Annotated in this window: 23 protein-coding genes, 2 tRNA genes and 3 pseudogenes; 20 read left to right on the top strand and 8 right to left on the bottom strand. The window is 67.0% G+C overall.

Annotated elements, in window-relative coordinates:
* Positions 1 to 2 precede the first annotated feature (2 nt).
* Positions 3 to 398 carry a globin gene (locus KXD96_RS20755; protein ID WP_260739383.1) on the bottom strand — a complete coding sequence of 132 codons (396 nt, stop codon included), beginning with the start codon at positions 396 to 398 and terminating at the stop codon, positions 3 to 5.
* 142 nt (positions 399 to 540) lie between these two features.
* On the opposite strand from KXD96_RS20755, the gene KXD96_RS20750 reads away from it, so the two are divergent.
* From KXD96_RS20750 to KXD96_RS20740, 3 genes are all read left to right on the top strand, one after another.
* Positions 541 to 1,188: an HNH endonuclease gene (locus KXD96_RS20750; protein WP_260739381.1), complete on the top strand. Its 648-nt coding sequence runs from the start codon at positions 541 to 543 to the stop codon at positions 1,186 to 1,188.
* 64 nt (positions 1,189 to 1,252) lie between these two features.
* Entirely contained in the window at positions 1,253 to 1,480 is a 228-nt protein-coding gene (locus tag KXD96_RS20745; protein ID WP_260745477.1) for a hypothetical protein, read from the top strand.
* Positions 1,467 to 1,934, top strand: a complete 468-nt coding sequence (locus KXD96_RS20740) for a DUF5130 domain-containing protein (protein WP_260739379.1) — start codon at positions 1,467 to 1,469, stop codon at positions 1,932 to 1,934. The genes KXD96_RS20745 and KXD96_RS20740 overlap by 14 nt, the downstream gene beginning before the upstream one ends.
* Here KXD96_RS20740 and KXD96_RS28815 read toward each other — a convergent pair.
* Both KXD96_RS28815 and pepN read right to left on the bottom strand, forming a co-directional pair.
* Positions 1,929 to 2,006, bottom strand: a pseudogene (locus KXD96_RS28815) (hypothetical protein); the annotation flags it as partial. The gene KXD96_RS20740 and the pseudogene KXD96_RS28815 overlap by 6 nt on opposite strands.
* Positions 2,007 to 2,009: 3 nt before the next feature.
* Positions 2,010 to 4,586: an aminopeptidase N gene (gene pepN / locus KXD96_RS20735; protein WP_260739376.1), complete on the bottom strand. Its 2,577-nt coding sequence runs from the start codon at positions 4,584 to 4,586 to the stop codon at positions 2,010 to 2,012.
* Positions 4,587 to 4,690: 104 nt separating this feature from the next.
* Here pepN and KXD96_RS20730 point away from each other — a divergent pair, with 104 nt between their 5' ends.
* The 3 genes from KXD96_RS20730 to KXD96_RS20720 all read left to right on the top strand — a co-directional run bounded on the left by KXD96_RS20730 (position 4,691) and on the right by KXD96_RS20720 (position 6,708).
* Positions 4,691 to 5,314 carry a DsbA family protein gene (locus KXD96_RS20730; RefSeq protein ID WP_260739374.1) on the top strand — a complete coding sequence of 208 codons (624 nt, stop codon included), beginning with the start codon at positions 4,691 to 4,693 and terminating at the stop codon, positions 5,312 to 5,314.
* A 105-nt stretch (positions 5,315 to 5,419) separates the two neighbouring features.
* On the top strand, positions 5,420 to 5,899 hold the full coding sequence (locus KXD96_RS20725) for a ribose-5-phosphate isomerase (protein WP_260739371.1): 480 nt from the start codon (positions 5,420 to 5,422) through the stop codon (positions 5,897 to 5,899).
* 8 nt (positions 5,900 to 5,907) lie between these two features.
* Entirely contained in the window at positions 5,908 to 6,708 is an 801-nt protein-coding gene (locus KXD96_RS20720; RefSeq protein ID WP_260739368.1) for an Fpg/Nei family DNA glycosylase, read from the top strand.
* Positions 6,709 to 6,727: 19 nt separating this feature from the next.
* Here KXD96_RS20720 and KXD96_RS20715 read toward each other — a convergent pair whose 3' ends face one another.
* The 3 genes from KXD96_RS20715 to KXD96_RS20705 all read right to left on the bottom strand — a co-directional run bounded on the left by KXD96_RS20715 (position 6,728) and on the right by KXD96_RS20705 (position 9,146).
* Positions 6,728 to 7,735, bottom strand: coding sequence for an IS481 family transposase (locus KXD96_RS20715; protein WP_260739367.1), 1,008 nt, complete (start codon positions 7,733 to 7,735; stop codon positions 6,728 to 6,730).
* A gap of 116 nt (positions 7,736 to 7,851) precedes the next feature.
* On the bottom strand, positions 7,852 to 9,042 hold the full coding sequence (locus tag KXD96_RS20710; RefSeq protein WP_260739365.1) for a serine hydrolase domain-containing protein: 1,191 nt from the start codon (positions 9,040 to 9,042) through the stop codon (positions 7,852 to 7,854).
* A gap of 33 nt (positions 9,043 to 9,075) precedes the next feature.
* A tRNA-Gly gene (locus tag KXD96_RS20705) sits at positions 9,076 to 9,146 on the bottom strand.
* 148 nt (positions 9,147 to 9,294) lie between these two features.
* Between KXD96_RS20705 and KXD96_RS20700 the strand changes: the two genes are divergently transcribed.
* From KXD96_RS20700 to clpP2, 4 genes are all read left to right on the top strand, one after another.
* Positions 9,295 to 9,371, top strand: a tRNA-Pro gene (locus KXD96_RS20700).
* A gap of 66 nt (positions 9,372 to 9,437) precedes the next feature.
* Entirely contained in the window at positions 9,438 to 10,814 is a 1,377-nt protein-coding gene (tig, locus tag KXD96_RS20695; RefSeq protein WP_260739362.1) for a trigger factor, read from the top strand.
* 127 nt (positions 10,815 to 10,941) lie between these two features.
* Positions 10,942 to 11,532 carry an ATP-dependent CLP protease proteolytic subunit ClpP1 gene (gene clpP1 / locus KXD96_RS20690; RefSeq protein WP_040622585.1) on the top strand — a complete coding sequence of 197 codons (591 nt, stop codon included), beginning with the start codon at positions 10,942 to 10,944 and terminating at the stop codon, positions 11,530 to 11,532.
* Positions 11,529 to 12,173 (top strand): ATP-dependent CLP protease proteolytic subunit ClpP2, encoded by a 645-nt coding sequence (gene clpP2 / locus KXD96_RS20685; RefSeq protein WP_260739360.1) that lies wholly within the window; start codon positions 11,529 to 11,531, stop codon positions 12,171 to 12,173. Before clpP1 ends, clpP2 begins: the two co-directional genes overlap by 4 nt.
* Positions 12,174 to 12,269: 96 nt before the next feature.
* Here clpP2 and KXD96_RS28810 read toward each other — a convergent pair.
* A pseudogene (locus KXD96_RS28810) lies at positions 12,270 to 12,374 on the bottom strand (homocysteine S-methyltransferase); the annotation flags it as partial.
* A pseudogene (locus tag KXD96_RS20680) lies at positions 12,370 to 12,477 on the bottom strand (homocysteine S-methyltransferase); the annotation flags it as partial. The pseudogenes KXD96_RS28810 and KXD96_RS20680, both read right to left, overlap by 5 nt.
* A 321-nt stretch (positions 12,478 to 12,798) precedes the next feature.
* On the opposite strand from KXD96_RS20680, the gene clpX reads away from it, so the two are divergent.
* From clpX to ndk, 10 genes are all read left to right on the top strand, one after another.
* Entirely contained in the window at positions 12,799 to 14,079 is a 1,281-nt protein-coding gene (gene clpX, locus KXD96_RS20675) for an ATP-dependent Clp protease ATP-binding subunit ClpX (RefSeq protein ID WP_260739358.1), read from the top strand.
* A 334-nt stretch (positions 14,080 to 14,413) separates the two neighbouring features.
* Positions 14,414 to 16,393, top strand: a complete 1,980-nt coding sequence (locus tag KXD96_RS20670; RefSeq protein ID WP_260739355.1) for a 2-oxoacid:acceptor oxidoreductase subunit alpha — start codon at positions 14,414 to 14,416, stop codon at positions 16,391 to 16,393.
* Positions 16,390 to 17,481: a 2-oxoacid:ferredoxin oxidoreductase subunit beta gene (locus KXD96_RS20665; protein WP_260739353.1), complete on the top strand. Its 1,092-nt coding sequence runs from the start codon at positions 16,390 to 16,392 to the stop codon at positions 17,479 to 17,481. Before KXD96_RS20670 ends, KXD96_RS20665 begins: the two co-directional genes overlap by 4 nt.
* 58 nt (positions 17,482 to 17,539) lie before the next feature.
* Entirely contained in the window at positions 17,540 to 18,085 is a 546-nt protein-coding gene (gene mobA / locus KXD96_RS20660; RefSeq protein ID WP_260745476.1) for a molybdenum cofactor guanylyltransferase, read from the top strand.
* A 1,061-nt stretch (positions 18,086 to 19,146) separates the two neighbouring features.
* Positions 19,147 to 19,665, top strand: coding sequence for a transglycosylase family protein (locus KXD96_RS20655; protein WP_260739351.1), 519 nt, complete (start codon positions 19,147 to 19,149; stop codon positions 19,663 to 19,665).
* 73 nt (positions 19,666 to 19,738) lie between these two features.
* Positions 19,739 to 20,998, top strand: a complete 1,260-nt coding sequence (locus tag KXD96_RS20650) for a trans-acting enoyl reductase family protein (protein WP_260739349.1) — start codon at positions 19,739 to 19,741, stop codon at positions 20,996 to 20,998.
* A gap of 62 nt (positions 20,999 to 21,060) precedes the next feature.
* The gene (locus tag KXD96_RS20645; RefSeq protein WP_260739347.1) at positions 21,061 to 23,718 is read left to right on the top strand and encodes a valine--tRNA ligase; all 2,658 of its coding nucleotides are present in this window, start codon (positions 21,061 to 21,063) and stop codon (positions 23,716 to 23,718) included.
* Positions 23,719 to 23,725: 7 nt separating this feature from the next.
* Positions 23,726 to 25,168, top strand: coding sequence for a folylpolyglutamate synthase/dihydrofolate synthase family protein (locus tag KXD96_RS20640; RefSeq protein ID WP_260739346.1), 1,443 nt, complete (start codon positions 23,726 to 23,728; stop codon positions 25,166 to 25,168).
* Positions 25,165 to 25,515, top strand: a complete 351-nt coding sequence (locus tag KXD96_RS20635) for a DUF4233 domain-containing protein (RefSeq protein WP_260739344.1) — start codon at positions 25,165 to 25,167, stop codon at positions 25,513 to 25,515. The genes KXD96_RS20640 and KXD96_RS20635 overlap by 4 nt, the downstream gene beginning before the upstream one ends.
* 54 nt (positions 25,516 to 25,569) lie before the next feature.
* On the top strand, positions 25,570 to 25,980 hold the full coding sequence (gene ndk, locus KXD96_RS20630; protein WP_260739342.1) for a nucleoside-diphosphate kinase: 411 nt from the start codon (positions 25,570 to 25,572) through the stop codon (positions 25,978 to 25,980).
* The last annotated feature ends 272 nt before the right edge of the window (positions 25,981 to 26,252 follow it).

Here is a 26,252-nt window from a genome sequence, read left to right as displayed (position 1 = left end):
CATCACAAGGCCGCGTTGACCAGCGAGTGGGCGGCCATCTCAAGGTAATCGAGCAACTGACGTCGGTGCTCGTCGTCCAGGGTCGCCGAGTCGATCGACGCGACGGCGGTGTGCATGCAGCGCAGCCAGGCGTCCCGCTCGATCGGGGTGATCCGGAATGGGACGTGACGCATCCGCAACCTGGGATGGCCCCGCCGGTCGGAGTAGGTGCGCGGGCCGCCCCAGTACTGCTCGAGGAACATGCGCAACCGTTCCTCGGCGCCCGCCAGATCGTCTTCGGGATAGAGCCGGCGCAGGATCTCGTCCTCGGCGACCTGGGCATAAAAGCGGGACACGATCGCGTGAAAGGTTTCGGCGCCGCCGACGGCGTCATAGAACGACTGTGGCTCGGAATCCATCGCCTCCATTGTGGTCCATCCTGGCGGCGCCGGCCCGAGGCGGGCCGGCCGCGCTTCCGGAGTTCACCCCGGCGACATGCCGTTCACCTGCAATAGGGGTGCGATTGGCGGCGAATCATGGTGGACTATCCGCGGAGGATCTATGGCGCAGGGCAAGAGACGCCGCAGCCACCGCAGTTCTGGTGTCGCGGCAGGGTTAACCGGGCCCCCAACCGCGTCATGCCTGCATAGCGTCGAAACCCATCCCCCCACCCGCCAAGAAACCGCATCCGTGTGGAGCCGCCGGCGGGTGCTGCTGCTGAATTCGACCTACGAACCGTTGACCGCCCTGCCGATGCGGCGGGCCATCGTGATGGTGATCTGCGGGAAGGCCGACGTGGTCCACCACGACCCTGCCGGACCGGTGATCCACTCCGCCACCAGCTCGATCGTGGTGCCCTCGGTGATTCAGCTGCGGACCTACGTGCGAGTTCCCTACCGGGCCCGGGTCCCGATGACCCGGGCCGCGCTCATGCATCGAGACCGGTTCAGCTGCGTCTATTGCGGCGCGAAGGCCGACACCGTCGACCACGTGGTGCCCCGCAGTCGCGGCGGCGACCACTCCTGGGAGAACTGCGTCGCATGCTGTTCGACGTGCAATCACCGCAAGGGCGACAAGCTGCTCACCGAACTGGGCTGGGTGCTGCGCCGGGCGCCGCTGCCGCCGACGGGCCAGCACTGGCGACTGCTGTCCACGGTCAAGGAGCTCGATCCGGCCTGGGCGCGCTACCTCGGCGAAGGTGCGGCCTGACCAATCTCGTGTCCGGGTGTGCCGCGAGATCACCCGGTGGGTTACGGTTTTCGTCGTGAGCCCTTTGCAGATTCACCTGTACTTCATCGGAATACCGTTGCTGCTGGTGGCCGTGCTGGCGCTGCTGATCTGGTCCCACAAGGGACCGCATCCGGCGACCTACAAGTTGGGCGAGAAGTGGACGCACCCGCCGATCCTGTGGGCGGCCACGGACGAAGACGTCGGCCATGCGCACGGCGGGCACGGCGAACAGGAATTCTCAGTCGGAGGTGGCGCCAGTGGCACGTGGTGATGTAGCGACGATCGAGCCCGGCGAGCTCCCCAACGGGTGGGTGATCACCACCAGCGGCAGGATCTCCGGGGTCACCGAGCCCGGCGAGCTGAGTGTTCATTTCCCGTTTCCGATCAAGGACCTCGTCGCCATCGACGACGCGCTGAAGTTCGGCTCGCGGGCGTCGAAGGCGCGGTTCGCCATCTACCTCGGCGACCTGGGCAACGACACCGCGGCACGGGCCCGCGAGATCCTGGCCAAGGTGCCGACGCCGGACAACGCGGTGCTGCTGGCCGTCTCGCCCGACCAGAAGGTCATCGAGGTCGTCTACGGCTCGCAGGTCCGCGGCCGCGGCGCCGAGTCGTCGGCGCCGCTGGGGGTCGCCGCCGCGTCTTCGGTGTTTCAGCGGGGCGACCTGGTGGACGGGCTGGTCAGCGCGATCCGGGTCCTCAGCGCGGGTATCTCCCCGGCCTAGTGGTGATCGCAAGCGCGGCGTAGCCGGGCGCTGGGGGTACCTCCCGCTTGCGGGGGACGGGTCGCCACGATCGGCCTAGCCAGCCGCGTCGAACGTGCGGGCCCGCAAGGCCCGCTTCACACCGGCCTGGCCCTCGAGCACAAGTCGCCGCAACGCCGGCGGTACCTCCGGATCGGACAGGAACTTGTCGGCGGCCGCGATGCCGGCCTCGCTGATGTTCCAGTGCGGGTACAGCCCGATCACCACCGTTTGCGCGACTTCGCTGGACCGCCGCGCCCACACCCCCGGTATCGCCTCGAAATAGCGATCGGTGAACGGTGTGAGCAACTCGTGCTGCCCGGGCGGGGCGAAGCCCGCGATGATGGCGCGGGCCGTGATGTTGGCCAGGGTGTCGTCCTCGATCACCGTGGTCCAGGCTTCCTCCTTGACCCGCAGTTGCGGCCGCGCCGTCGCCGCTTGGGCGGCGTTGCGCTTGCCGGCGGCGGTGGGGTCGCGCTGCACCTCCGCGTCGATGAACGGTGTCGCGGACCCGTCGGCGTCGATCTCGCCGGCGGCGGCGAGCACCGTCACAATGCGCCACCGCAGGTCCGTGTCGACCTCGAGGCCGGCCAGTCCCAGGTCAGCCGGGTCGTGGTCGAGCAGGTCCGCAAGCGTCACGACGTGCCGGGTCGACAGCACCGACGAGCACAGGGTGTTGACGAAGGCGAGCTGATGATCCGAGCCGGGCTGCGCGGCGCGCGCCAGCTCCAGCAGCCGGTCGGCGAACTGCGGCCACCCATGCTCGTGCGCCCAGCACGGTTCGGCATAGGAGCCCAGCGCCGTTTGCGCCTGCAGCAGCAGCCGCTGCGCCACCCCGACCTCGGTTTCGGCCCGCACCCCGTCCGAGACCAGGGCCACGAAGTCGCGGGCGCGCAGTTCGGCCTCGCGTGTCATCTCCCACGCCGCCGACCACACCAGCGAGCGGGGCAGCGGCTCGGCGATGTCGGCGATGCGCCGCAGCGCGGTCTGCAGCGACTCACCGTCGAGCCGCAATGAGCAGTACGTCAGGTCGTCATCGTTGACCAGAACCAGCTGACCGCGCGAAACCCCAACCAGCGCAGGCACTTCCGTGACGGCACTTTCGACGTCGAGTTCTTCCCGGCGCACCCGCACCAGCTTGCCGGCGCCGTCATCGTCATAGATGCCGATCGCCAACCGGTGCTTGCGGGTTTCGCCGGCCCCCGGGGCGGCGCCGCTCTGTGTCACCGCGAACCGGGTGAACCGGCCGTCGGCGTCGACGTCGAAATCCGGCCGCAGCGTGTTCAGGCCGGTCGTCTTCAGCCACTGTTGACCCCAGTCGGACAGATCCCGGCCCGACGCCTTCTCCAGCGCGGCGACCAGGTCGTCGAAGGTGGCGTTGCCGAAGGCGTGGCTGCGGAAATAGTCGCGCAGCCCGGCCAGGAAATGCTCCAACCCCACGTAGGCGACAAGTTGTTTGAGGACGGAGGCGCCCTTGGCGTAGGTGATGCCGTCGAAGTTCACCTCGACCGCGGCCAGGTCGGGGATGTCCGCGGCGATCGGATGCGTCGACGGCAGTTGGTCCTGGCGGTACGCCCACGACTTTTCGACGGTGGCGAAAGTCGTCCAGGCCTCGGTGAATTCGGTGGCCTCCGCCTGACACAGCACCGACGCAAACGTCGCGAACGACTCGTTGAGCCAGAGGTCGTCCCACCACGTCATGGTGACCAGGTCCCCGAACCACATGTGCGCCATCTCGTGCAGCACCGTCTCGGCGCGCCGCTCGTAGGAGGCCCGGGTGACCTTGCTGCGGAAGACGTAGTCCTCCAAGAAGGTCACCGCCCCGGCGTTTTCCATTGCGCCCGCGTTGAATTCGGGGACGAACAGCTGATCGTATTTGCCGAACGCATACGGCAGCCCAAAGTTCTTGTGGTAGAAGCCGAATCCCTGTTTGGTCTGGGTGAACAACCGCTCGGCGTCCATGTACTCGGCCAGCGACTCCCGGCAGAAGATGCCCAGCGGGATCTCGCCGTGTTCGTCGGTGTAGCTGTCATTCCACTCGGCGTACGGCCCGGCGATCAGCGCCACCAGATAGGTGCTCATCCGCGGGGTGGTGGAGAAGGTGTGCACGCCGTCCTCGATGGACACCGTCGCGCCGTTGGAGACCACCTTCCAGTGCCTGGGGGCGGTCACCCGCAGGTCGAACGTCGCCTTGAGGTCGGGTTGGTCGAAGCAGGTGAACATGCGCTTGGCGTCGGCGGTTTCGAATTGCGAGTACAGGTACGTCTCGTTGTCGACCGGGTCGACGAAGCGATGCAAGCCCTCCCCGGTGTTGGAGTAGCGGCAGTCCGCGTCGACGACGAGCACGTTGTGTTTCTCGAGGCCCCGCAACGGGATGCCCGTCGATTCGTCGTATCCGGACACATCCAGCTCGCGGCCGTTGAGGGTGGCGGCGCGCACCGTCTCGGCGGCGATGTCGACGTAGGTATCGGCGCCGGGAAGCGCGTCGAACACCACCGTGGTCGTGGACCGGAAGGTCTGTTCGCCTGCAGCGCCGTGGCCATCGGTGACATCGAGTTCGATCCGGTAGTTGTCGACGGTGATCAGGGCGGCGCGTTCGACGGCCTGGTCCCGGGTGAGGTTAGGAAGGGCCACGCCTCCAACTTACGTGCCCGCCTTGCATCCGGGCGCTGCGGGAACAGAGGCGACGCGCCTACGGTTGTGCTGAACGGTGTGTTGACCGACGAGAGGACTGCGCTATGCCTGACAAGGCTGCCGGGAAAGACCAAGCCGATTTCTGGTTCGATCCGCTGTGCCCGTGGTGCTGGATCACGTCGCGCTGGATCCTCGAGGTGGAGAAGGTCCGCGACATCGAGGTCCACTTTCGCGTCATGAGCCTGGCGATCCTCAACGAGAACCGCGAAGGGCTGTCCGACAAGTATCGCGAAATGATGAAGCACGCCTGGGGGCCGGTGCGGGTGGCGATCGCCGCCGAACAGGCTCACGGCGCCGACGTGCTGGGCCCGCTGTACACCGCGATGGGGACCCGGATTCACAACGAGGACAACAAGAACCTCGACGAGGTCATCAAGTTGTCCCTGGCCGACGCCGGCCTGCCCGCGGAGCTTGCCGAGGCCGCGCACAGCGAGGCCTACGACGACGCCCTGCGCAAGAGCCACCACGCCGGCATGGACGCGGTCGGCGACGACGTCGGCACGCCGACCATCCACGTCAACGGTGTGGCGTTCTTCGGGCCGGTGCTCTCGAAGATCCCGCGCGGCGAGGAGGCGGGCAAGCTGTGGGACGCGTCGGTGACCTTCGCGTCCTACCCGCACTTCTTCGAACTCAAGCGGACTCGCACCGAGAAGCCCGAATTCGACTAGGTCATCGGGCGGCCATCCGTCCCCCGCAAGCGGGAGGTACCCCCAGCGCTCGGCTTCGCCGCGCTTGCGACCGCCGCGGCACGCAGCTGTGTAAGGATGGCGGGCATGCGTGTCTACCTCGGCTCTGACCACGCCGGATTCGAGCTCAAGCAGCACATCATCTCCCACCTCAAGGCGTCCGGGCACGAGCCGATCGATTGCGGCGCCTTCACCTATGACGCCGAGGACGACTACCCGGCGTTCTGCATCGCCGCCGCGACGCGCACGGTGGCCGACCCGGACAGCCTGGGCATCGTGCTGGGGGGGTCGGGCAACGGCGAGCAGATCGCGGCCAACAAGGTGCCCGGGGCCCGCTGCGCGCTGGCCTGGAGCGTGGAGACGGCGACGCTGGCCCGCGAACACAACAACGCCCAGTTGATCGGGATCGGCGGCCGCATGCACACCGTCGCCGAGGCGCTGGCCATCGTCGACGCCTTCCTGGGTGCGCAATGGTCGAAAGCCGAACGCCACCAAAGGCGTATCGACATTCTCGCCGAATACGAACGCACCCACCAGGCGCCGCCGGTTCCCGGCGCGCAGGGCTAAGAGGCACCGTGCCCGAGGGCCATACTCTGCATCGGCTGGCCCGGCTGCACCAGCGACGATTCGGTGGGGCGCCCGTCGCGGTGTCGAGCCCGCAGGGGCGCTTCGTCGATTCGGCCGTGGTGGACGGCCGCGTGCTGCGCCGCACCAGCGTGTGGGGCAAACACCTGTTCCACCACTACGACGGCGGCCCGATCGTGCACGTGCACCTGGGTCTGTACGGCGCCTTCACCGAATGGCCACGCGCGGACGCGATCCTGCCCGAACCGGTCGGGCAGGTGCGGATGCGGATGGTCGGCGCCGACTACGGCACGGACTTGCGCGGACCGACCGTTTGCGAGGTGATCGACGAGGGCCGGGTCTCCGACGTGCTGGCCAAGCTCGGCCCCGACCCGTTGCGCAACGACGCCGACCCATCATGGGCGTGGAACCGAATCGCCAAGTCCCGCAGGCCGATCGGTGCATTGCTGATGGACCAGAGCGTCGTCGCGGGCGTGGGCAACGTCTACCGCAGCGAGCTGCTGTACCGCCACAACATCGACCCGTTCCGGCCGGGCCGGGACATTGGGGAGGCGGAGTTCGACGCGGCGTGGACCGATCTGGTGGCGCTGATGAAGGTCGGCTTCCGCCGCGGGCAGATCGTCGTGGTGCGGCCCGAGCACGATCACGGCGCGCCGCCGTATCGCCCCGACCGGCCCCGGACCTATGTGTACCGGCGCGCCGGTGACGCCTGCCGCGTGTGCGGAGATTCGATCCGCACGGCCGTGCTGGAGGGGCGAAACGTGTTCTGGTGTCCGACGTGCCAGAAATGACGCGACGCGTGAGCGAGGACTAGATGTGATGTCCAGGGAGGTTGGTCAGTCGTGTCACGGGTGGCTGGCCTCCGATGGCGGAGTGGGCTCGGTGATGATTGTAGAAATGCAGCCAGCCGGGCAGTGCGGTGTCGCGCTGTTCGGTTGACTCGTAGAGCTGGGCGTAGGCCCAGCCGTCGGCGAGGGTGCGGTGGAATCGCTCAATCTTGCCGTTGGTCTGAGGTCGGTAGGGACGGGTCCGCTTAGGGGTGATGCGCAGTTCGGCGCAAGCGTCGCGCCATGCGCTGGACCTGTAGGCAGACCCGTTGTCGGACAGCACTCGTTCAACGGTCACGCCGCGCTCGGCGAACCAGGCCACCGCGCGCTGCAGCACGCCGATCGCGGTGGCAGCTTTCTCATTGGTGCAAATCTCGGCGTAGGCCATGCGGGAGTGGTCGTCAATGACGGTGTGTACGAATGCCGTTCCGATCCTGGGACGCCAATTCTTGGCGGAGTCGCCGCGATTACCGGTGCGGTGGGCCGTCTGTATCGCGTTGTGCTTACTTTGTTGTCGGCTCACGAACTTGTGGCCGCCGCCGTCGGGAATGTTGCCGAACTTGGTGACATCGACGTGAATCAGCGCGCCGGGATGAGCGTGCTCGTAGCGGCGCAGTGGCTCACCGGTAGCGCGATCGATGGCCGACAGGCGGTTGATCCGACAACGGGTCAGCACTGCGTGCACAGTCGATGCCGGCATGCCCAAGCGTCCGGCGATCTGCACGGGCCCGAGCCGGTGACGCCACCGCACGCCGACTATCTGTCGCACGAGCTCAGGCGCAGTGCGGGTGGGGCTGATCCGCGGCCGGGAGCTGCGGTCAATCATCCCGAGCGCACCTTCGGCGCGGAAGCGGTCGGCCCACTTCTTGGCAGTTCGCGGTGCGACCATGAACATCTTGGCGGCCTCGGCGTAGGTCCAGCCACCCTCGACGATCAGCTCAGCGAGCCTCAACCGAGCACGCGGGGTCAAAGCAGCATTAGCGTGGGACACGAAGGCCTCCTGGTTTGTGAAGCGGTTCCTAGACAGCTCCACTTCACAACGGGAGGCCTTCACCTGTCACACAGGCTCACCGATACCAAACAGGACAACGTCCCTGGACATCACAACTAGATGACGCCCAGCGCGGCATAGACCTCGTTGCTGAGGGCGAGGCTGCGCGGGTCGGCGTTGGCCTTGGTGGCGTCGAAGCGGTTCGCCACGTACGCGTAGCCGATCCGGTGTTCCAGATCGACGAACCCGAACGAGCCGCCCAGGCCGCCGTGGCCGAAGATGCGAGGGTTGGGCCCGTTGACGCACCGTTGGTTGAGCATGTAGCCCAGGCCCCATCCATGGTCGGCGACCCGTGGGCCGAGCACCAAGTCGGTCTCCAGCCCGCCCTGACACTCCCGCACCAGGTCCATGTGCTCGCGGCTGAGCACCTTCTCCTGGGCTAGCGCGTTGTAGAAGGTCGCCAATCCCAGCGCCGACACCTGCCCGTTCGTGCCGGGGAACTCGAGTTCGCGCCACAGCTGTAGGTCGTGCGAGCCGAGCTCGTCGTCAGGGGCGAAACCCATCGAGATCGACAGCCCCGCCTTGGGGTGCTCGGCCAGGCTGGTCGGGTAGCCGGGGGCTTGCGCGTCGGCCAGCAGGTCGCGGGCGTGCGGCTTGTTGACCCGCTCGGCGCAGCGGCGTTGTTCGGCCAGCGGCAACCCGATGTGGACGTCGGCGCCCAACGGTTCGGCGATCTCGGTGCGCAGGTACTGGCCGATGGTGCGGCCGGTGACGCGGCGGAACACCTCGCCGAGGATGAATCCGAAGGTGGTCATGTGGTAGCCCTGGGCGGTGCCCGGCTCCCAATAGGGTTCGGCGGCGGCCAGCCGGGCGCAGACGAAGTCCCAATCGGCGACGTCTTCCCAGCGCAACCGGGTGCGCGGGCCGATCACGCCGGACCGGTGGCTCATCACCATCGCCAGCGTGATGTCTTGTTTGCCCGCCTGCCCGAACTCGGGCCAGTAGTGGGCCACCGGGGCCTGCAGGTCCAGCTCCCCCCGGTCGGCCAGCTGGTGGACACAGGTGGCGGACAGGCCCTTGGTGCCGGACAACACCGTGGTCAGCGTGTTCTGCTGCCAGGGCCGGGTGCGGGCGGCATCAGCCCAGCCACCCCAGAGATTGACGACGAGGGAGCCGTCCACCCAGACCGCGACGGCCGCGCCGACTTCCTTGCCCAGCGTGAAGTTGCGCTCGAAAGCGTCGCGCACTCCGACGAAGCCCGACGCGCATGAACCATGGATCGCCGCGTCCGGTTTTAGGTCGCTCATGGCGCCCTCTCTATGGAGCAGATCCTTACGCCGAGCGGGCGACGGGAATCGAACCCGCGTAGCTAGTTTGGAAGACTAGGGCTCTACCATTGAGCTACGCCCGCATGTGTTAGTCGAGCGTGACTGTAACTGCCGACGAAGATCAAATCTAATCGACGCGATCTTGTGATCGCTCCGTGAGGGTCTGCAAGTCGCCGCGAAGCCTGTCGCCAACCCCGGCACCGAGGAGCCTTAGGATCATCGAGGTCAGCGCGGGGTGTAGCGCAGCTTGGTAGCGCATCCGCTTTGGGAGCGGAAGGCCGCAGGTTCAAATCCTGTCACCCCGACCAGCACGACCCCGTGCCGCATGCATACGGCCCACCGAACGCCAGGAACGACCACCGAGGAGCACCCCCGTGAAGAGCACTGTCGAGCAGTTGAGCCCCACCCGGGTCCGCATCAACGTGGAGGTGCCGTTCGCCGAACTCGAGCCCGACTTCCAGCGGGCCTACCGGGAGCTGGCCAAGCAGGTGCGGCTGCCCGGCTTCCGGCCCGGCAAGGCGCCGGCGAAGTTGCTGGAGGCCCGGTTCGGCCGGGAGGCGCTACTGGACCAGGTCGTCAACGAGGCGCTGCCCGCGCGGTACGGGCAGGCGGTCGTGGAGTCGGAAGTGCAGCCGCTCGGTCAGCCCGAAATCGAGGTGACCAAGAAGGAGTACGGCGAGGAGCTCGCGTTCACCGCGGAGGTCGACGTCCGCCCCAAGATCGAGCTGCCGGACCTGGGTGCGCTGAAGATCTCGGTGGACCCCATCGAGGTCAGCGACGAAGACGTCGACACCGAGCTGGAATCGCTGCGCGCCCGGTTCGGCACGCTGACCGGCGTCGACCGGCCCGTGGCCACCGGCGACTTCGTCTCGATCGACTTGTCGGCCGCCATCAACGGCGAAGAGGTGCCGGGGGCCGCCGCCGAGGGGCTGTCCCACGAGGTGGGGTCGGGCCGGCTCATCGCGGGTCTCGACGATGCCCTGGTCGGTTTGTCCGTCGATGAGTCGCGGGAGTTCACCGCGAAGCTGGCGGCCGGTGAACACGCCGGGCAGGACGCGCAGGTGACCGTCACGGTCAAGTCGATCAAGCAACGCGAGCTCCCCGAGCCCGACGACGAGTTCGCCCAATTGGCCAGCGAGTTCGACACCATCGAGGAGCTGCGGTCCAACTTGCGCGACCAGGTGGGGAGGATCAAGCGCGCCCAGCAGGCCGATCAGATCCGCAACGCTGCCCTGGACGCGCTGCTCGAGCAGGTAGACGTGCCGCTGCCCGAAGCCATCGTCCAGGCGCAGTACGACAGCACCATTCACGGCGCGCTGCACGGCCTCGACCACGACGACACCAAGCTCGAAGAGGCGCTCGCCGGGCAGGGTAAGACGCGTGAAGAGTTCGAGACCGAGACGCGCACCGCCGCCGAGACGGACGTCAAGAGGCAGCTCCTGCTGGATGCGCTGGCCGACGAGCTGCAGGTCCAGGTGGGCCAGGACGACCTGACCGAGCGACTGGTGGCGACCTCGCGCCAGTACGGCATCGAGCCGCAGCAGCTGTTGGGCTATCTGCAGGAGAACAACCAGCTGCCGGCCATGTTCGCCGATGTCCGGCGCGGGCTGGCCATCGCCGAAGTGGTGCGGGCGGCGACGGTCACCGACACCGCCGGGAACACCATCGACACCAGTGAGTTCTTCGGCAAGCGTTCGGAGGCCGCCGACGAGGTCCACGAAACCGAAGCCTCCGACGACGAAGCGGAGTGACCGGGCTTGACGCTGTGAGCGAAAGCGCCCAATTGAGGGGGAGCGTGGCCGCCAAACAGTCGGCTCGGTTGGTTAGTGTCGGTGCATAGAAGAACTCGAGAAAGCAGGTAACCCAGTCGTGTCTGACATGCGTTCGCCCTCGCAGGGGCTCAACCTCACGGACTCGGTCTATGAGCGCTTGCTCTCCGAGCGCATCATCTTCCTGGGTTCGGAGGTGAACGACGAGGTCGCCAACCGGCTGTGCGCGCAGATCCTGTTGCTCGCCGCCGAGGACGCCGACAAGGACATCTCGCTCTACATCAACTCCCCGGGCGGATCGATCAGCGCCGGCATGGCCATCTACGACACGATGGTGCTGGCGCCCTGCGACATCGCCACCTACGCGATGGGCATGGCGGCCTCGATGGGAGAGTTTCTGCTCGCGGCCGGCACCAAGGGCAAGCGCTACGCGCTGCCGCACGCACGCATCCTGATGCACCAGCCGCTGGGCGGGGTGACGGGCAGCGCCGCCGACATCGCCATCCAGGCCGAGCAGTTCCACGTCATCAAGAAGGAGATGTTCCGGCTCAACGCCGAATTCACCGGGCAGTCGATCGAACGCATCGAGGCCGATTCCGACCGCGATCGCTGGTTCACCGCACAGGAGGCCCTGGAATACGGGTTCGTCGACCACATCATCACCCGCGCCGCCCACATCACCAACGGAGAAGCCCAGTGAGCACCCAGCACCCGAACATCCAGCCGCAGGCGCGCTACATCCTGCCGTCGTTCATCGAGCACTCCAGCTTCGGCATCAAGGAGTCGAACCCGTACAACAAGCTGTTCGAGGAGCGCATCATCTTCCTCGGCGTCCAGGTCGACGACGCTTCGGCGAACGACATCATGGCCCAGCTGCTGGTGCTCGAGTCGCTGGACCCCGACCGCGACATCACTATGTACATCAACTCGCCCGGCGGTGGATTCACCTCGCTGATGGCGATTTACGACACCATGCAGTACGTGCGCGCCGACATCCAGACGGTGTGCCTGGGCCAGGCGGCCTCTGCCGCGGCCGTGCTGCTGGCCGCGGGAACCCCGGGCAAGCGGATGGCGCTGCCCAACGCCCGGGTGCTGATCCACCAGCCGTCGCTTCAGGGTGTCATCCAGGGCCAGTTCTCCGATCTGGAGATCCAGGCGGCCGAGATCGAGCGGATGCGCACGCTGATGGAGACCACGCTGGCCCGCCACACCGGCAAGGACGCCGCGACGATCCGCAAGGACACCGACCGGGACAAAATCCTGACCGCCGAAGAGGCCAAGGACTACGGGATCATCGACACCGTCCTGGAGTACCGCAAGCTCTCCGCGCAGACCGCTTGACGGTTCGCCGAACGTGTAGTCACTGCGACTTTTCGGCTAGTCTTTCGCGCTCAGTGCACGCTCGGCGCACGTCGGCGACGGCAGCCGGCTCACGCGGCAGCAGCCACCCACGATGCTGACGCCGGCCGCGACGGCGCACGCGTCGGCCAGAGGTTGCCCGGCCCGCGTCCTGGTGCCTGAGACGGTGTAGCTGAGCCAGGAGCCTCGCCGACCACAGCCGGTCGGAAAGGTCATGACCGCGTACTTCGAGCTCGGTGCCCAAACCGCCGTCGCTGATCGGTACCGACCCGCGGATCAGAGCCAATTCCCCCCAGCCACTGTAGGGTGATTTCTTGGGGATCTGTCCAGGAACCAGCCCGGGTCGGCATCTCCAGCGGAAGTGGGGGTCGGTCGACGCACCAGCCTCGGTCGGGTAACGACCGCGACACGCCAAAGACACACAAAGCGCGTCTTTCGCGAGTTATGGGCGTCGTCTGGCTATATGTTTCATCGAGACGGACGGCATGAATACCACCGACGCGATTCGGCCTTAATGGTCGCGTCGGGCCCGATCTAACGGGTAGCGTCGGGGGATACATGCGGCACAGGACGACGACGGCGAACAGGAAGTAGGCCCTGAAGCACAATGGCGCGCATCGGAGACGGGGGTGACCTGCTGAAGTGCTCGTTCTGCGGGAAGAGCCAAAAGCAGGTGAAGAAGCTCATTGCTGGCCCCGGTGTGTACATCTGCGATGAATGCATCGACCTCTGCAACGAGATCATCGAAGAGGAACTCGCCGACGCCGACGACGTCAAACTTGACGAACTGCCCAAGCCCGCTGAAATCCGAGAGTTCTTGGAGGGCTACGTCATTGGGCAGGACACTGCCAAGCGGACGCTGGCCGTCGCGGTTTACAACCACTACAAGCGGATTCAGGCCGGCGAGAAGGGCCGTGACTCCCGGCACGAGCCGGTTGAGCTGACCAAGTCCAACATCTTGATGCTCGGGCCCACCGGCTGCGGCAAGACCTACCTGGCCCAGACGCTCGCCAAGATGCTCAACGTGCCGTTCGCCATCGCCGACGCCACCGCGCTGACCGAGGCCGGATACGTCGGCGAGGACGTCGAAAACATTCTGCTCAAACTCATTCAGGCCGCCGACTACGACGTCAAGCGCGCAGAGACCGGCATCATCTACATCGACGAGGTCGACAAGATCGCCCGCAAGAGCGAGAACCCTTCGATCACCCGCGACGTCTCCGGTGAGGGCGTACAGCAGGCCCTGCTGAAGATCCTGGAGGGCACCCAGGCCTCGGTTCCCCCGCAGGGCGGCCGCAAGCACCCGCACCAGGAGTTCATCCAGATCGACACGACCAACGTGCTGTTCATCGTGGCGGGCGCGTTCGCCGGTCTGGAGAAGATCATCTACGAACGAGTCGGCAAGCGGGGTCTGGGCTTCGGTGCGGAGGTGCGCTCCAAGGCCGAGATCGACACCACCGACCACTTCGCCGAGGTCATGCCCGAGGACCTGATCAAGTTCGGCCTGATCCCCGAGTTCATCGGGCGGTTGCCGGTGGTCGCCTCGGTGACCAACCTGGACCGGGAGTCTCTGGTCAAGATCCTGTCCGAGCCGAAGAATGCTCTGGTCAAGCAGTACACCCGGCTGTTCGAGATGGATGGCGTCGAGCTCGAGTTCACCGACGACGCGCTGGAGGCGATCGCCGATCAGGCCATCCACCGCGGCACGGGAGCCCGTGGTCTGCGGGCGATCATGGAAGAGGTCCTGCTGCCGGTGATGTATGACATCCCGAGCCGCGACGACGTCGCCAAGGTCGTGGTGACCAAGGAGACCGTGCAGGACAACGTGCTGCCGACGATCGTGCCGCGCAAGCCGTCGCGCACAGAACGCCGCGACAAGAGCGCCTGATACCCCGTCCCCACCAGACGCGCCGCGGCGTGGGCTTTTCCGCTGCCTGAACCCGAGGCCGGCAACGGCGCCGAGAGTTTTGATCACCGCCGCGCGGACGTGATCAATGCCACAGTTTGGTGTGATCCGCACCACCGTGCCCGCGCTGACATCGGCTTTAGGTGTAAAACCGCTGGATGCAATGGTTTAGAGACGCCCATTCTCGCCTGGAAAGAGTGCCATAATTGGTACTACCAGTGACACACAGCTCGAGGGCGCGGGAGCCGCTTCTTTGGCGCGTACCCTAAAGCTCCAGCGAAGTGCCTATTCCGGATGACGAATGGAAGGCGGATACGTGGATCCGAACGGCAGCGGAGCCGGGTCTGATTCTCATAACGGGTCGCCCCGGCAGGGGGCAACTACCCGAAACGGATCCGGCCGCCAGCGCCTGGAACAAGTCGTCATTCGCTTCGCCGGGGACTCCGGCGACGGAATGCAGCTGACCGGCGACCGGTTCACGTCGGAGGCAGCGCTTTTCGGTAACGACCTGGCGACCCAGCCGAACTATCCCGCCGAGATCCGGGCCCCCGCAGGCACCCTGCCCGGGGTCTCGTCTTTCCAGATCCAGATCGCCGACTACGACATCCTGACAGCCGGTGACCGCCCGGACGTTCTCGTCGCGATGAACCCGGCGGCGCTCAAGGCCAACCTCGGCGACCTGCCACGCGGCGGCATGGTGATCGCGAACTCCGACGAGTTCACCAAGCGCAACCTGACCAAGGTGGGTTACGTAACCAACCCGCTCGAGTCCGACGAGTTGTCCGACTATGTCGTGCATTCCGTCGCGATGACCACCCTGACGCTGGGCGCCGTCGAGGCGATCGGCGCGTCGAAGAAAGACGGCCAGCGCGCCAAGAACATGTTCGCGCTCGGCCTGCTGTCATGGATGTACGGCCGCCCGATCGAGACGAGCGAGAAGTTCATCCGGGAGAAGTTCGCCCGCAAGCCCGATATCGCGGAGGCCAACGTCTTGGCGCTGAAGGCGGGCTGGAACTACGGCGAGACGACCGAGGCGTTCGGCACCACCTACGAGGTTTCGCGCGCGACGTTGCCCGCCGGCGAATACCGCCAGATCTCCGGCAATACGGCGATGGCCTACGGCATCGTCGCGGCGGGTCAGCTGGCCGGCATTCCGGTGGTGCTCGGCAGCTACCCGATCACGCCGGCGTCGGACATCCTGCACGAGCTGTCCAAGCACAAGAACTTCAACGTGATCACCTTCCAGGCCGAGGACGAGATCGGCGGCATCTGCGCCGCGATCGGCGCCTCGTACGGCGGTGCCCTCGGCGTCACGAGCACCTCGGGTCCGGGGATTTCGTTGAAGTCCGAAGCGCTGGGTCTTGCGGTGATGACCGAATTGCCGTTGCTCGTCATCGACGTTCAGCGCGGTGGGCCCTCGACCGGCCTGCCGACCAAGACCGAACAAGCCGACCTGCTGCAGGCGCTGTACGGCCGCAATGGGGAGTCGCCGGTAGCCGTGCTGGCGCCGCGCTCGCCGTCCGACTGTTTCGAAACCGCGATCGAGGCGGTGCGCATCGCGGTCTCGTATCACACGCCGGTGATCGTGTTGTCCGACGGCGCGATCGCCAACGGTTCGGAGCCGTGGCGGATTCCGGACGTCAGCACGCTGCAGCCGATCCAGCACACCTTCGCCAAGCCGGACGAGCCGTTCCAGCCCTACAACCGCGACCCGGAAACGCTGGCACGCCAATTCGCCATTCCCGGCACCCCCGGCCTTGAGCACCGCATCGGTGGCCTGGAAGCGGCGAACGGCTCGGGTGCCATCTCCTACGAACCGGTCAACCACGACCTCATGGTTCGGTTGCGCCAGGCCAAGATTGACGGCATCTCGGTCCCCGATGTTGAGGTCGACGACCCGACCGGAGACGCTGAGTTACTGCTGATCGGCTGGGGCAGCTCGTACGGGCCGATCGGTGAAGCCTGCCGGCGCGCGCGGCGCAAGGGTGTGAAGGTGGCGCATGCACACCTGCGCTCGCTGAACCCATTCCCGGCGAACCTGGGCGACGTGTTGCGGCGCTACCCGATGGTGGTGTGTCCGGAGATGAATCTCGGCCAGCTGGCGTTGGTGCTTCGCGGCAAGTACCTGGTCGACGTGCAATCGGTCACCAAGGTTCAGGGTGTGGCGTTCCTGGCGGACGAGATCGGGCGTGTCATCCGCGCCGCGCTGGGCGGCACGCTGGCCGAGATCGAGCAGGACAAGGCGATGGTCGCCAGAATGGCGGCGGCAACGGTTGGAGCGGGAGCTAGCGAATGACCGACCTGATGGGAAATCTGGCGGGCACAGACCTCGGGCTGACCCCGAGGTTGAAGAAGAACGACGGGGTGCCCACGACGGATCAGCCGCAGAAGGCTAAGGACTTCACGAGTGACCAAGAGGTCCGTTGGTGTCCCGGGTGTGGTGACTACGTCATCCTCAACACCATCCGCAACTTCCTGCCCGAACTCGGGCTGCGTCGCGAGAACATCGTGTTCGTCAGCGGCATCGGTTGCTCGAGCCGATTCCCGTATTACTTGGAGACCTACGGGTTTCACTCGATCCACGGCCGCGCGCCGGCGATCGCGACCGGCCTCGCGCTGGCCCGCGAGGACCTGTCGGTATGGGTAGTCACGGGCGACGGCGACGCGTTGTCGATCGGCGGTAACCATCTGATCCACGCGCTGCGACGCAACGTCAACATCACGATCCTGTTGTTCAACAACCGGATTTACGGGCTGACCAAGGGCCAGTACTCGCCGACGTCGGAGGTCGGCAAGGTCACCAAGTCGACGCCCATGGGATCGCTCGATCATCCGTTTAACCCGGTGTCGTTGGCGCTGGGCGCCGAGGCGACGTTCGTCGGCCGCGCCCTCGACTCGGACCGCAACGGACTGTCCGAGGTGTTGCGCGCCGCCGCCGAGCACCGCGGTGCAGCGGTGGTCGAAATCCTGCAGGACTGCCCGATTTTCAACGACGGGTCGTTCGACGTGCTGCGCAAGGAGGGCGCCGAGGAGCGGGTGATCAACGTGCGCCACGGTGAGCCGATCACCTTCGGCGCCGACGGCGAGTACTGCGTAGTGAAATCCGGCTTCGGCCTGGAGTTCGCCAAGACCGCCGACGTGTCCGTGGACGAGATCATGGTGCACGACGCGCATTCCGACGACTCCGCCTACGCCTTCGCGCTGTCGCGGCTGTCCGATCAGAACCTCGAGCACACGGTGCTGGGCATCTTCCGCGACGTCAGCAGGCCCACGTACGACGACGCCGCCCGCTCCCAAGTGGAGGCCGCGCGGGCCTCGAAGCCGTTCGACACCGCCGCCCTGCAATCGCTGCTGCGCGGGCGCGACACCTGGACCGTCGACTGACGTGGGTGAAACAGGTTCACTGGCCGGCGTAGTGCTCGCCGGCGGCGCATCGCAACGGATGGGCCGTGACAAGGCCAGCCTCCCAGTCCCGGCGTCCGCAGGCTCCGCGAGCACGATGGTCGAGCACGTGGTCGGCGTCCTCCAACAGCGTTGTGACCCAGTGCTTGTGATGGCCGCCCAGGGCCAGCCGCTGCCCGAACTGCGGGCTCGGGTCATCCGCGACGAACTGCGCGGGCTAGGCCCGTTGCCGGCGACGGGACGGGCGTTGCGCGCGGCCGCCGATGCCGGGGCCCGGCTCGCCTTCGTTTGCGCCGTCGACATGCCGTTCCTCGCGGTCGATCTGATCGACGATCTCGCCCGCCGGGCTCTGGAGACCGGCGCGGAAGTGGTGTTGCCGTGGGATGGTCAGGATCACTACCTCGCCGCCGTGTATAGGACCGACCTCGCCGACCGCGTCGACACGTTGGTGGCAGCCGGCGAGCGCAAGATGCGCGCCCTGGTGGACGCATCCGACGCCCAGCGCGTCGTGACGTCGGACGCGCGGTCGCTGACCAACGTCAACACCGACGCCGAGCTACGCGCCCTCGCACAGTCCCGCGGCTGACGCCATCCGCGCCCGTCGCGGATGCAGCGTCGCGAATATTCGCGTTCAAAATCATGGCCTGCCGCGACGAGACGCGAAATCGGCAATTCTATTTGACATAAGACGAGTCCTCCTTTTCCGCGTGAATAATTGCGAGGCGACTGCGCCTTGGGTTGAGTCCATAAGATAGGCCGCGGGCCGTGATCTGTTGGTATACCGGCGGTTTCGGATCGAATGGCCACCGATCTGGGGCAGTTGGTGGAGCCGTCGCGCTTGGTGCCCCGTCGGAACGCGGGGTGGCGTGAGCAAATTGGCATTGCCTGAATCGGACGGCGCTGTGGAGCCCTCCCGGGGTGTCGTTCTTCCAGAGCCATGGCGCATCTCAACGGGGTGACCAATGCGTAATATGTTGTGCGAGGGAATATTTCGATAAGCCACGGGTTGTGGCACGCACATGACCTGTCAGGGATCCAGTGCGCTATTCGAATAACGCCAGTTAGTCGGCAGCTCAACATAATTCGTTCATTTGTCTGGGGTGTCCCGTGGTGAGCGCACGTACCTTGTTGTAAACTACAGCACTTCGCGACGGCGGACCTGGGTCCATTTGCGCCACAGTGGCTAAACCTGGTACCGCAAATGCGTGGGCCAGTTCACAAAATCGACGTGATTCGGCTCACGATTTGTAAGCATTTGCGTTTCTTGGGTACCCGCCGGAATTGTGCGGATGACCTGCAAGAATGGCGATGCGATCGCGCTGTGATCACCCCGTTACCCAAACGAGATGTCCGATTACCGAAGATGACGAATGCGGCCGGGTCTCGTACGGTCCTTGTTAGCCCGCAATGGGTTACGAAAGAGTAACTGAAAACAGAATCACGGACCCGCGTGTGAGCGGGGCTGCGGACGGCGAAAATCCGGTCCGCGGCCGACGGGTGGTAGCCCGCCGGGCGACTCGAGCCCACCGCTGTCGTGCCAGAACAAGTCGGCACGTTCCAAAGCAGGTTTTCCGCATCAAGCAGACACCTTCAGCCCACCCCCCGTGGGCTTGCTTTGGCGCGCGCGCACCGCGAAAGGAAAAAATATTGAAGAACGTCCGTAAGACGCTCGTTCTTGCCGCGATCACGGGCACCCTCGTGACCATCCCGTCGGCCGCCGCCAATGCGGAGCCGATGGGTTTTGACCCCAACTTGGCGCCCGCCGGGGCGCCGGACGCGCCCCCGCCGCCCCCGGCTCCTGACGCGCCCCCGCCGCCGGCTCCGGACGCCCCCCCGGCTCCGGACGCGCCCCCGCCGCCGGCACCCGCCGGCTTCGACCCGAACGTTCCGCCGCCTCCCGGCCCGGAAGCGCCGCCGCCTCCGCCGGTCCGGGCGTACAGCGTGAACTGGGACGCCATCGCGCAGTGTGAGTCCGGTGGTAACTGGGCGATCAACACCGGCAACGGCTTCTCCGGTGGCCTGCAGTTCACACCGAGCACCTGGCGCGCCAACGGTGGCGCGGGTTCGCCCCAGAATGCGAGCCGTGAGGAGCAGATTCGGGTTGCCGAGAACGTGCTGCACTCGCAGGGCATCGGTGCCTGGCCGGTCTGCGGACGCCGCGGCTGACCGACGCAGTGATAAGTAGTGCCGGGCTTGTGGCCCGGCACTACTTATTTGCGGGTCGGGTAGCGTCGGGCCTGTGACCGCAACGCCGCGCGAATTCGACATCGTGTTGTACGGGGCGACCGGCTTCGTCGGGAAGTTGACCGCCGAATACCTGGCGCGGTCGGCTCCGGACACGCGAGTGGCGCTGGCCGGCAGGTCGACCGAACGCTTGCGGGCCGTCCGCGACACACTGGGCGGGCCCGCGCAGTCCTGGCCGCTGGTGGCCGCCGACGCCTCGTCGCCGTCGACGCTCAACGAGATGGCGGCCCGCACCCAGGTCGTCATCACCACCGTCGGGCCCTATACCCGCTACGGGCTGCCGCTGGTGGCCGCGTGTGCGGCGGCCGGCACCGACTACGCCGACCTGACCGGCGAGGCGATGTTCGTCCGCGACAGCATCGACTCCTACCACAAGCAGGCCGCCGACAGCGGCGCCCGCATCGTGCACGCCTGCGGGTTCGATTCCGTGCCTTCGGATCTCAGCGTGTACGCCCTGTACCGGGCGGCGCGCGACGACGACGCCGGCGACCTCGCCGACACTGACCTGGTCATCCGGTCCTTCTCCGGCGGGTTCTCCGGCGGAACCATCGCCTCGATGATGGAGGTGCTGGACACGGCGTCCAGGGATGCAGACGCACGGCGCCAGCTCGCCGACCCCTACACGTTGAGCACCGACCGCAGCGCCGAACCGGAAATCGGCCCGCAGCCCGACCTGCCGTGGCGGCGTGGTCGTCAGATCGCGCCGGAACTGACCGGCCTGTGGACGTCGGGATTCGTGATGGCGCCCTACAACACCCGGATCGTGCGGCGCAGCAACGCATTACTGGACTGGGCGTACGGCCGCCGATTCCGCTACAGCGAAAGCATGAGTTTGGGGTCGTCGCCTCTGGCGCCGCTGGCGTCCGCCGCTGTCGGCGGGGTCACCACCGCGACCTTCGGCTTGGGCAGCCGCTACTTCCGGCTGTTGCCGCGCCGGCTGCTGGAGCGCATCGTCCCCAAACCGGGGACAGGCCCGAGCGCCGCGGCCCGCGAGCGCGGCTACTACCGCATCGAGACCTACACCACCACGACCACCGGCGCCCGCTACGTTGCCCGCATGGAGCAGCGCGGTGACCCCGGCTACAAGGCGACCTCCGTGCTGTTGGGCGAGTGCGGCCTTGCGCTCGCATTCGACCGCGACAAGCTCTCGGACCTGCGCGGCGTCCTGACCCCCGCGGCCGCCATGGGTGACGCACTGCTGGCCAGGTTCCCCGCCGCGGGTGTGACGCTGCAGGTCGATCGGCTGGCAAAGTGAGCCGACTCACCTGCGATTTGGGCACTTACATCGGGGTGAACGGCGCTCCCTAGAATTGACGGGTGACCGCCAGCCCCAGCCCCGCCACCGACCTGCCGAAGTCGTGGGATCCGGCTGCGGCCGAAAGCGCGATCTATCAGAAGTGGCTCGACGCGGGCTACTTCGAGGCTGACCCGACGAGCGCCAAACCCGGGTACTCGATCGTGCTGCCACCGCCGAACGTCACCGGCAGCCTGCACATGGGGCATGCGCTGGAGCACACCATGATGGACGCCCTGACGCGCCGCAAGCGGATGCAGGGATATGAGGTGCTCTGGCAGCCGGGCATGGATCACGCGGGCATCGCGACCCAGAGCGTGGTGGAAAAGCAGCTCGCCGTCGACGGCAAGACCAAAGAGGACTTCGGCCGGGAGCTGTTCGTCGAGAAGGTGTGGGACTGGAAGCGCGAGTCCGGTGGTGCCATCGGCGGTCAGATGCGCCGGCTGGGCGACGGGGTGGCCTGGAGCCGCGACCGGTTCACCATGGACGAAGGCCTGTCCCGGGCGGTGCGCACGATCTTCAAGCGGCTTTACGACGCGGGGCTGATCTATCGGGCCGAGCGGCTGGTCAACTGGTCCCCGGTGCTCGAGACGGCGATCTCCGACCTCGAGGTCAACTACCAAGACGTCGAAGGCGAACTGGTGTCGTTCCGCTACGGCTCGCTCGACGATTCCCAACCCCACATCGTGGTCGCCACCACGCGCGTCGAGACGATGCTCGGCGACACCGCCGTCGCGGTCCACCCGGACGACGAGCGCTACCGTCACCTGGTCGGCAGCACCCTGCCGCATCCCTTCGTGGACCGGCAGCTCCTCGTCGTCGCCGACGAACACGTCGACCCGGAATTCGGCACGGGCGCAGTCAAAGTCACTCCCGCCCACGACCCGAACGACTTCGAAATCGGCCTGCGGCACCAGCTGCCGATGATCTCGATCATGGACACCAAGGGCCGGATCGCCGACACCGGAACGCGATTCGACGGCATGGACCGCTTCGAGGCCCGGGTCGCGGTGCGGGAGGCGTTGGCCGCCCAGGGACGTGTCGTCGAAGAGAAGCGCCCTTACCTGCACAGCGTCGGGCATTCCGAACGCACCGGTGAGCCGATCGAGCCGCGGCTGTCGCTGCAATGGTGGGTCCGGGTCGAAACGCTGGCCAAGGCCGCCGGTGATGCGGTTCGCAACGGCGACACCGTGATTCACCCCGCCAGCCTGGAACCGCGCTGGTTCGCCTGGGTCGACGATATGCACGACTGGTGTATTTCGCGGCAGCTGTGGTGGGGTCATCGGATCCCGATCTGGTACGGGCCGGGCGGCGAGCAGGTGTGCGTCGGCCCCGACGAGACACCGCCGGAGGGCTGGGAGCAGGACCACGACGTGCTGGACACCTGGTTCTCGTCGGCCTTGTGGCCGTTCTCCACATTGGGCTGGCCGGAGAAGACTCCGGAGCTGGAAAAGTTCTACCCCACAAGCGTTTTGGTCACCGGATACGACATCTTGTTCTTCTGGGTGGCGCGGATGATGATGTTCGGCACGTTCGTGGGGGGCGACGACGCCATCACCCTCGACGGCCGCCGCGGCCCGCAGGTGCCGTTCACCAACGTGTTCCTGCATGGGCTGATCCGCGACGAATTCGGCCGGAAGATGAGTAAGTCCAAGGGCAACGTCATCGACCCGCTGGACTGGGTGGACATGTTCGGGGCGGACGCGCTGAGGTTCACGCTCGCTCGCGGCGCCAGCCCCGGCGGTGACCTGGCCGTCGGCGAGGACGCCGTCCGGGCGTCACGCAATTTCTGTACCAAGCTGTTCAACGCCACCCGCTACGCGTTGCTCAATGGCGCGGCAGTGGTTCCGTTGCCGGCTCCTGACCAGCTGACCGATGCCGACCGCTGGATCCTGGGACGGGTGGAAGAGGTTCGCGCCGAAGTCGATTCGGCACTCGACGGTTACGAGTTCAGCCGCGCCTGCGAAGCGCTCTACCACTTCGCCTGGGACGAATTCTGCGACTGGTACGTCGAATTGGCCAAGACACAGCTGGCCGAGGGGAACGCATACACCACCGCCGTGCTCGCCGCCGTGCTGGACACGTTGCTGCGGCTGCTGCACCCCGTCATCCCGTTCCTCACCGAGGCGTTGTGGCAGGCGCTGACCCACCAGGAGTCGCTGGTGATCGCCGACTGGCCCGAATCGTCGGGTCTGAAACTGGATCCCGTTGCCGCACAGCGGATCAGCGATATGCAGAGGCTGGTCACCGAGGTCCGGCGATTCCGCAGCGATCAAGGCCTGGCCGATCGGCAGAAGGTGCCGGCCCGGCTCACCGGGGTGGCGGGCGCGGACCTGAGCGCCCAGGTGGCCGCGGTGACCTCGCTGGCCTGGCTGACCGAGCCGGGCGAGGATTTTCAGCCGTCGGTGTCGCTGGAGGTGCGGCTCGGCCCCGGCATGGACAGCACGGTCGTCGTCGAACTGGACACCTCGGGCACCATCGACGTCGCCGCGGAACGCCGCCGCCTGGAGAAAGACCTCGCCGCAGCGCAGAAGGAATTGGCTTCCACCACCGCCAAATTGGCCAACGACGACTTTCTGGCCAAGGCCCCGCAGAATGTCGTCGACAAGATCCGGGACCGCCAGCGGGTGGCCCAGGACGAGACCGACCGGATCACCGCGCGGCTCGCCGGGTTGCAGTGAGGGTTCGATGACCGAGCCCCCCGACTGGCCCGAGCGCGGCGAAACCAGCCTGGCTCCCACCCCGGACGAGATCGCCGCGCTGCTGCAAGTCGAACATCTGCTGGACCAACGCTGGCCGGAGACGAAGATCGATCCGAGCCTGACCAGGATCAGCGCACTGATGGACTTGCTGGGCTCACCGCAACTGGCCTATCCCTCGATCCACATCGCCGGCACCAACGGCAAGACGTCGGTGGCGCGCATGGTGGACGCTCTGGTGACCGCGCTGCACCGGCGCACGGGGCGGACCACCAGCCCGCACCTGCAATCGGCGGTGGAGCGCATCGCGATCGACGGACGGCCGATCACCCCGGCGCAGTACGTGTCCACGTACCGGGAGATCGAGCCGTTCGTGCACATGATCGACGCGCAGTCACAGGCCGCCGGCGGGCCGGCGATGAGCAAGTTCGAGGTGCTGACCGCCATGGCGTTCGCCGCTTTCGCCGACGCGCCCGTCGACGTCGCGGTCGTCGAGGTCGGCATGGGCGGGCGGTGGGATGCCACCAACGTGATCAACGCGCCGGTGGCGGTCATCACCCCCGTCGGCGTCGACCACGTCGAGTACCTCGGCGACGACCTGGCCGGCATCGCCGGCGAGAAGGCGGGGATCATCACCAAGGCTCCCGAGGGTGCGCCCGACACCGTCGCGGTCCTCGCGCGCCAGGCGCCGGAAGCGATGGAGGTGCTGCTGGCCCAGACCGTGCGCGCCGACGCCGCCGTGGCCCGCGAGGACTCAGAGTTCGCGGTCCTGGGCCGTCAGGTCGCGATCGGCGGACAGGTGCTGCAGCTGCAGGGCCTCGGCGGGGTGTATTCCGACATCTATCTCCCGCTGCACGGCGAACACCAGGCGCACAACGCCGCGGTGGCGCTCGCGGCGGTGGAAGCGTTCTTCGGCGCCGGCGCGCAGCGGCAACTCGACATCGAGGCGGTGCGGGCCGGGTTCGCCGCCGTCAGGAGCCCGGGCCGCCTGGAACGCATGCGCAGCGCGCCCACGGTGTTCGTCGACGCCGCGCACAATCCGGCCGGTGCCGCCGCGCTGGCGCAGACCCTGAGCGACGAATTCGATTTCCGATACCTGGTCGGGGTGCTAAGCGTGCTGGGCGACAAGGACGTGAACGGCATCCTCGCCGCGCTCGAGCCGGTGTTGGACTCCGTCGTGGTGACCCACAACGGGTCGCCGCGGGCACTGGACGTCGAGTCGCTGGCGCTGGCGGCGGGGGAGCGCTTCGGGCCCGACCGGGTGGTCTCCGCCGAGAACCTGCGCGACGCCATCGACGCCGCGACCGCGCTGGTTGACGACGCGACGTTGCACGGGGAAGCCGAAGCGTTCTCCGGAACCGGGATCGTCATCACCGGCTCGGTCGTCACCGCCGGGGCGGCGCGGACCCTGTTCGGTCGTGATCCGGAATGACCGACCAGAATCGGGCCGACCCCTGGAAGAGCTTCGGAGCGGTGATGGCCGCGACGCTGCTGCTGGAAGCGATCGTGGTGTTGCTGGCGATCCCGGTGGTGGGCGCGGTCGGTGGTGGGCTGACGCCGGTGTCGCTGGGCTATCTGATCGGCGTGGCCGCGCTGCTCGTCCTGCTCTGCGTGGTGCAGCGCAAACCGTGGGCGATCTGGGTGAACCTGAGCGTCCAGGCGGTCCTGCTCGCCGGCTTCGCGGTGTACCCGGGCGTCGGGTTCATCGGGGTGCTGTTCACCGGGTTGTGGGCCTTGCTCGCGTACTTCCGCGCCGAGGTGCGGCGCCGCCGGCTCTAGGCGGCCCGTAAAGGGCCGACCGCGGTCGCCGCCCGGTTCTGTACGCTGTGCGCCGTGACGGAACGGACCCTGGTACTGATCAAGCCGGACGGCGTCGAGCGGCAGTTGGTGGGGGAAATCATCGGCCGCATCGAGCGGAAGGGCCTGACCATCGCTGCGCTGGAGCTCCGGCGCGTCAGCCAGGACCTGGCCGCCGCGCATTACGCCGAGCACGAAGGCAAGCCGTTCTTCGGCTCGCTGCTGGAGTTCATCACCTCGGGGCCGGTGGTGGCGGCGATTGTCGAGGGACCGCGGGCGATCGCCGCGTTTCGGCAGCTCGCGGGGGGCACCGACCCGGTGGAGAAGGCAACACCCGGGACGATCCGGGGCGATTTCGGGCTAGAGACGCAGTTCAATCTGGTGCACGGGTCCGATTCCCCGGAGTCCGCCAAGCGCGAAATCCAGCTCTGGTTTCCGGACGCGTAGCGTGCCCGCTGACGGGGGCGCGTCACGCCGCGGACGGCGCGTTTGCTCGGGGGCGGGTGGGCCCGCCGAGTGATGTGGGATACTGACGGAGGGTGAACGTCGCCGGACCGGCTTCGGACACCCGAATGAAGACTTAGACAAGCGCGATCATCGTCACAGCGCGTTGGTGCGCGGCATGTCAAGCCGTCATTCAGCACGGCGCCGAGTGCGTTCCCCGCGAACCGCTCGGGGCGAGACCATCACAAGCCCGGGGAAACACCCGGGCCCATAGC

The sequence above is a fragment of the Mycobacterium sp. SMC-2 genome, assembly GCF_025263485.1.
Taxonomy (GTDB): domain Bacteria; phylum Actinomycetota; class Actinomycetes; order Mycobacteriales; family Mycobacteriaceae; genus Mycobacterium.
This window is presented reverse-complemented; position numbering and strand designations above follow the sequence as displayed.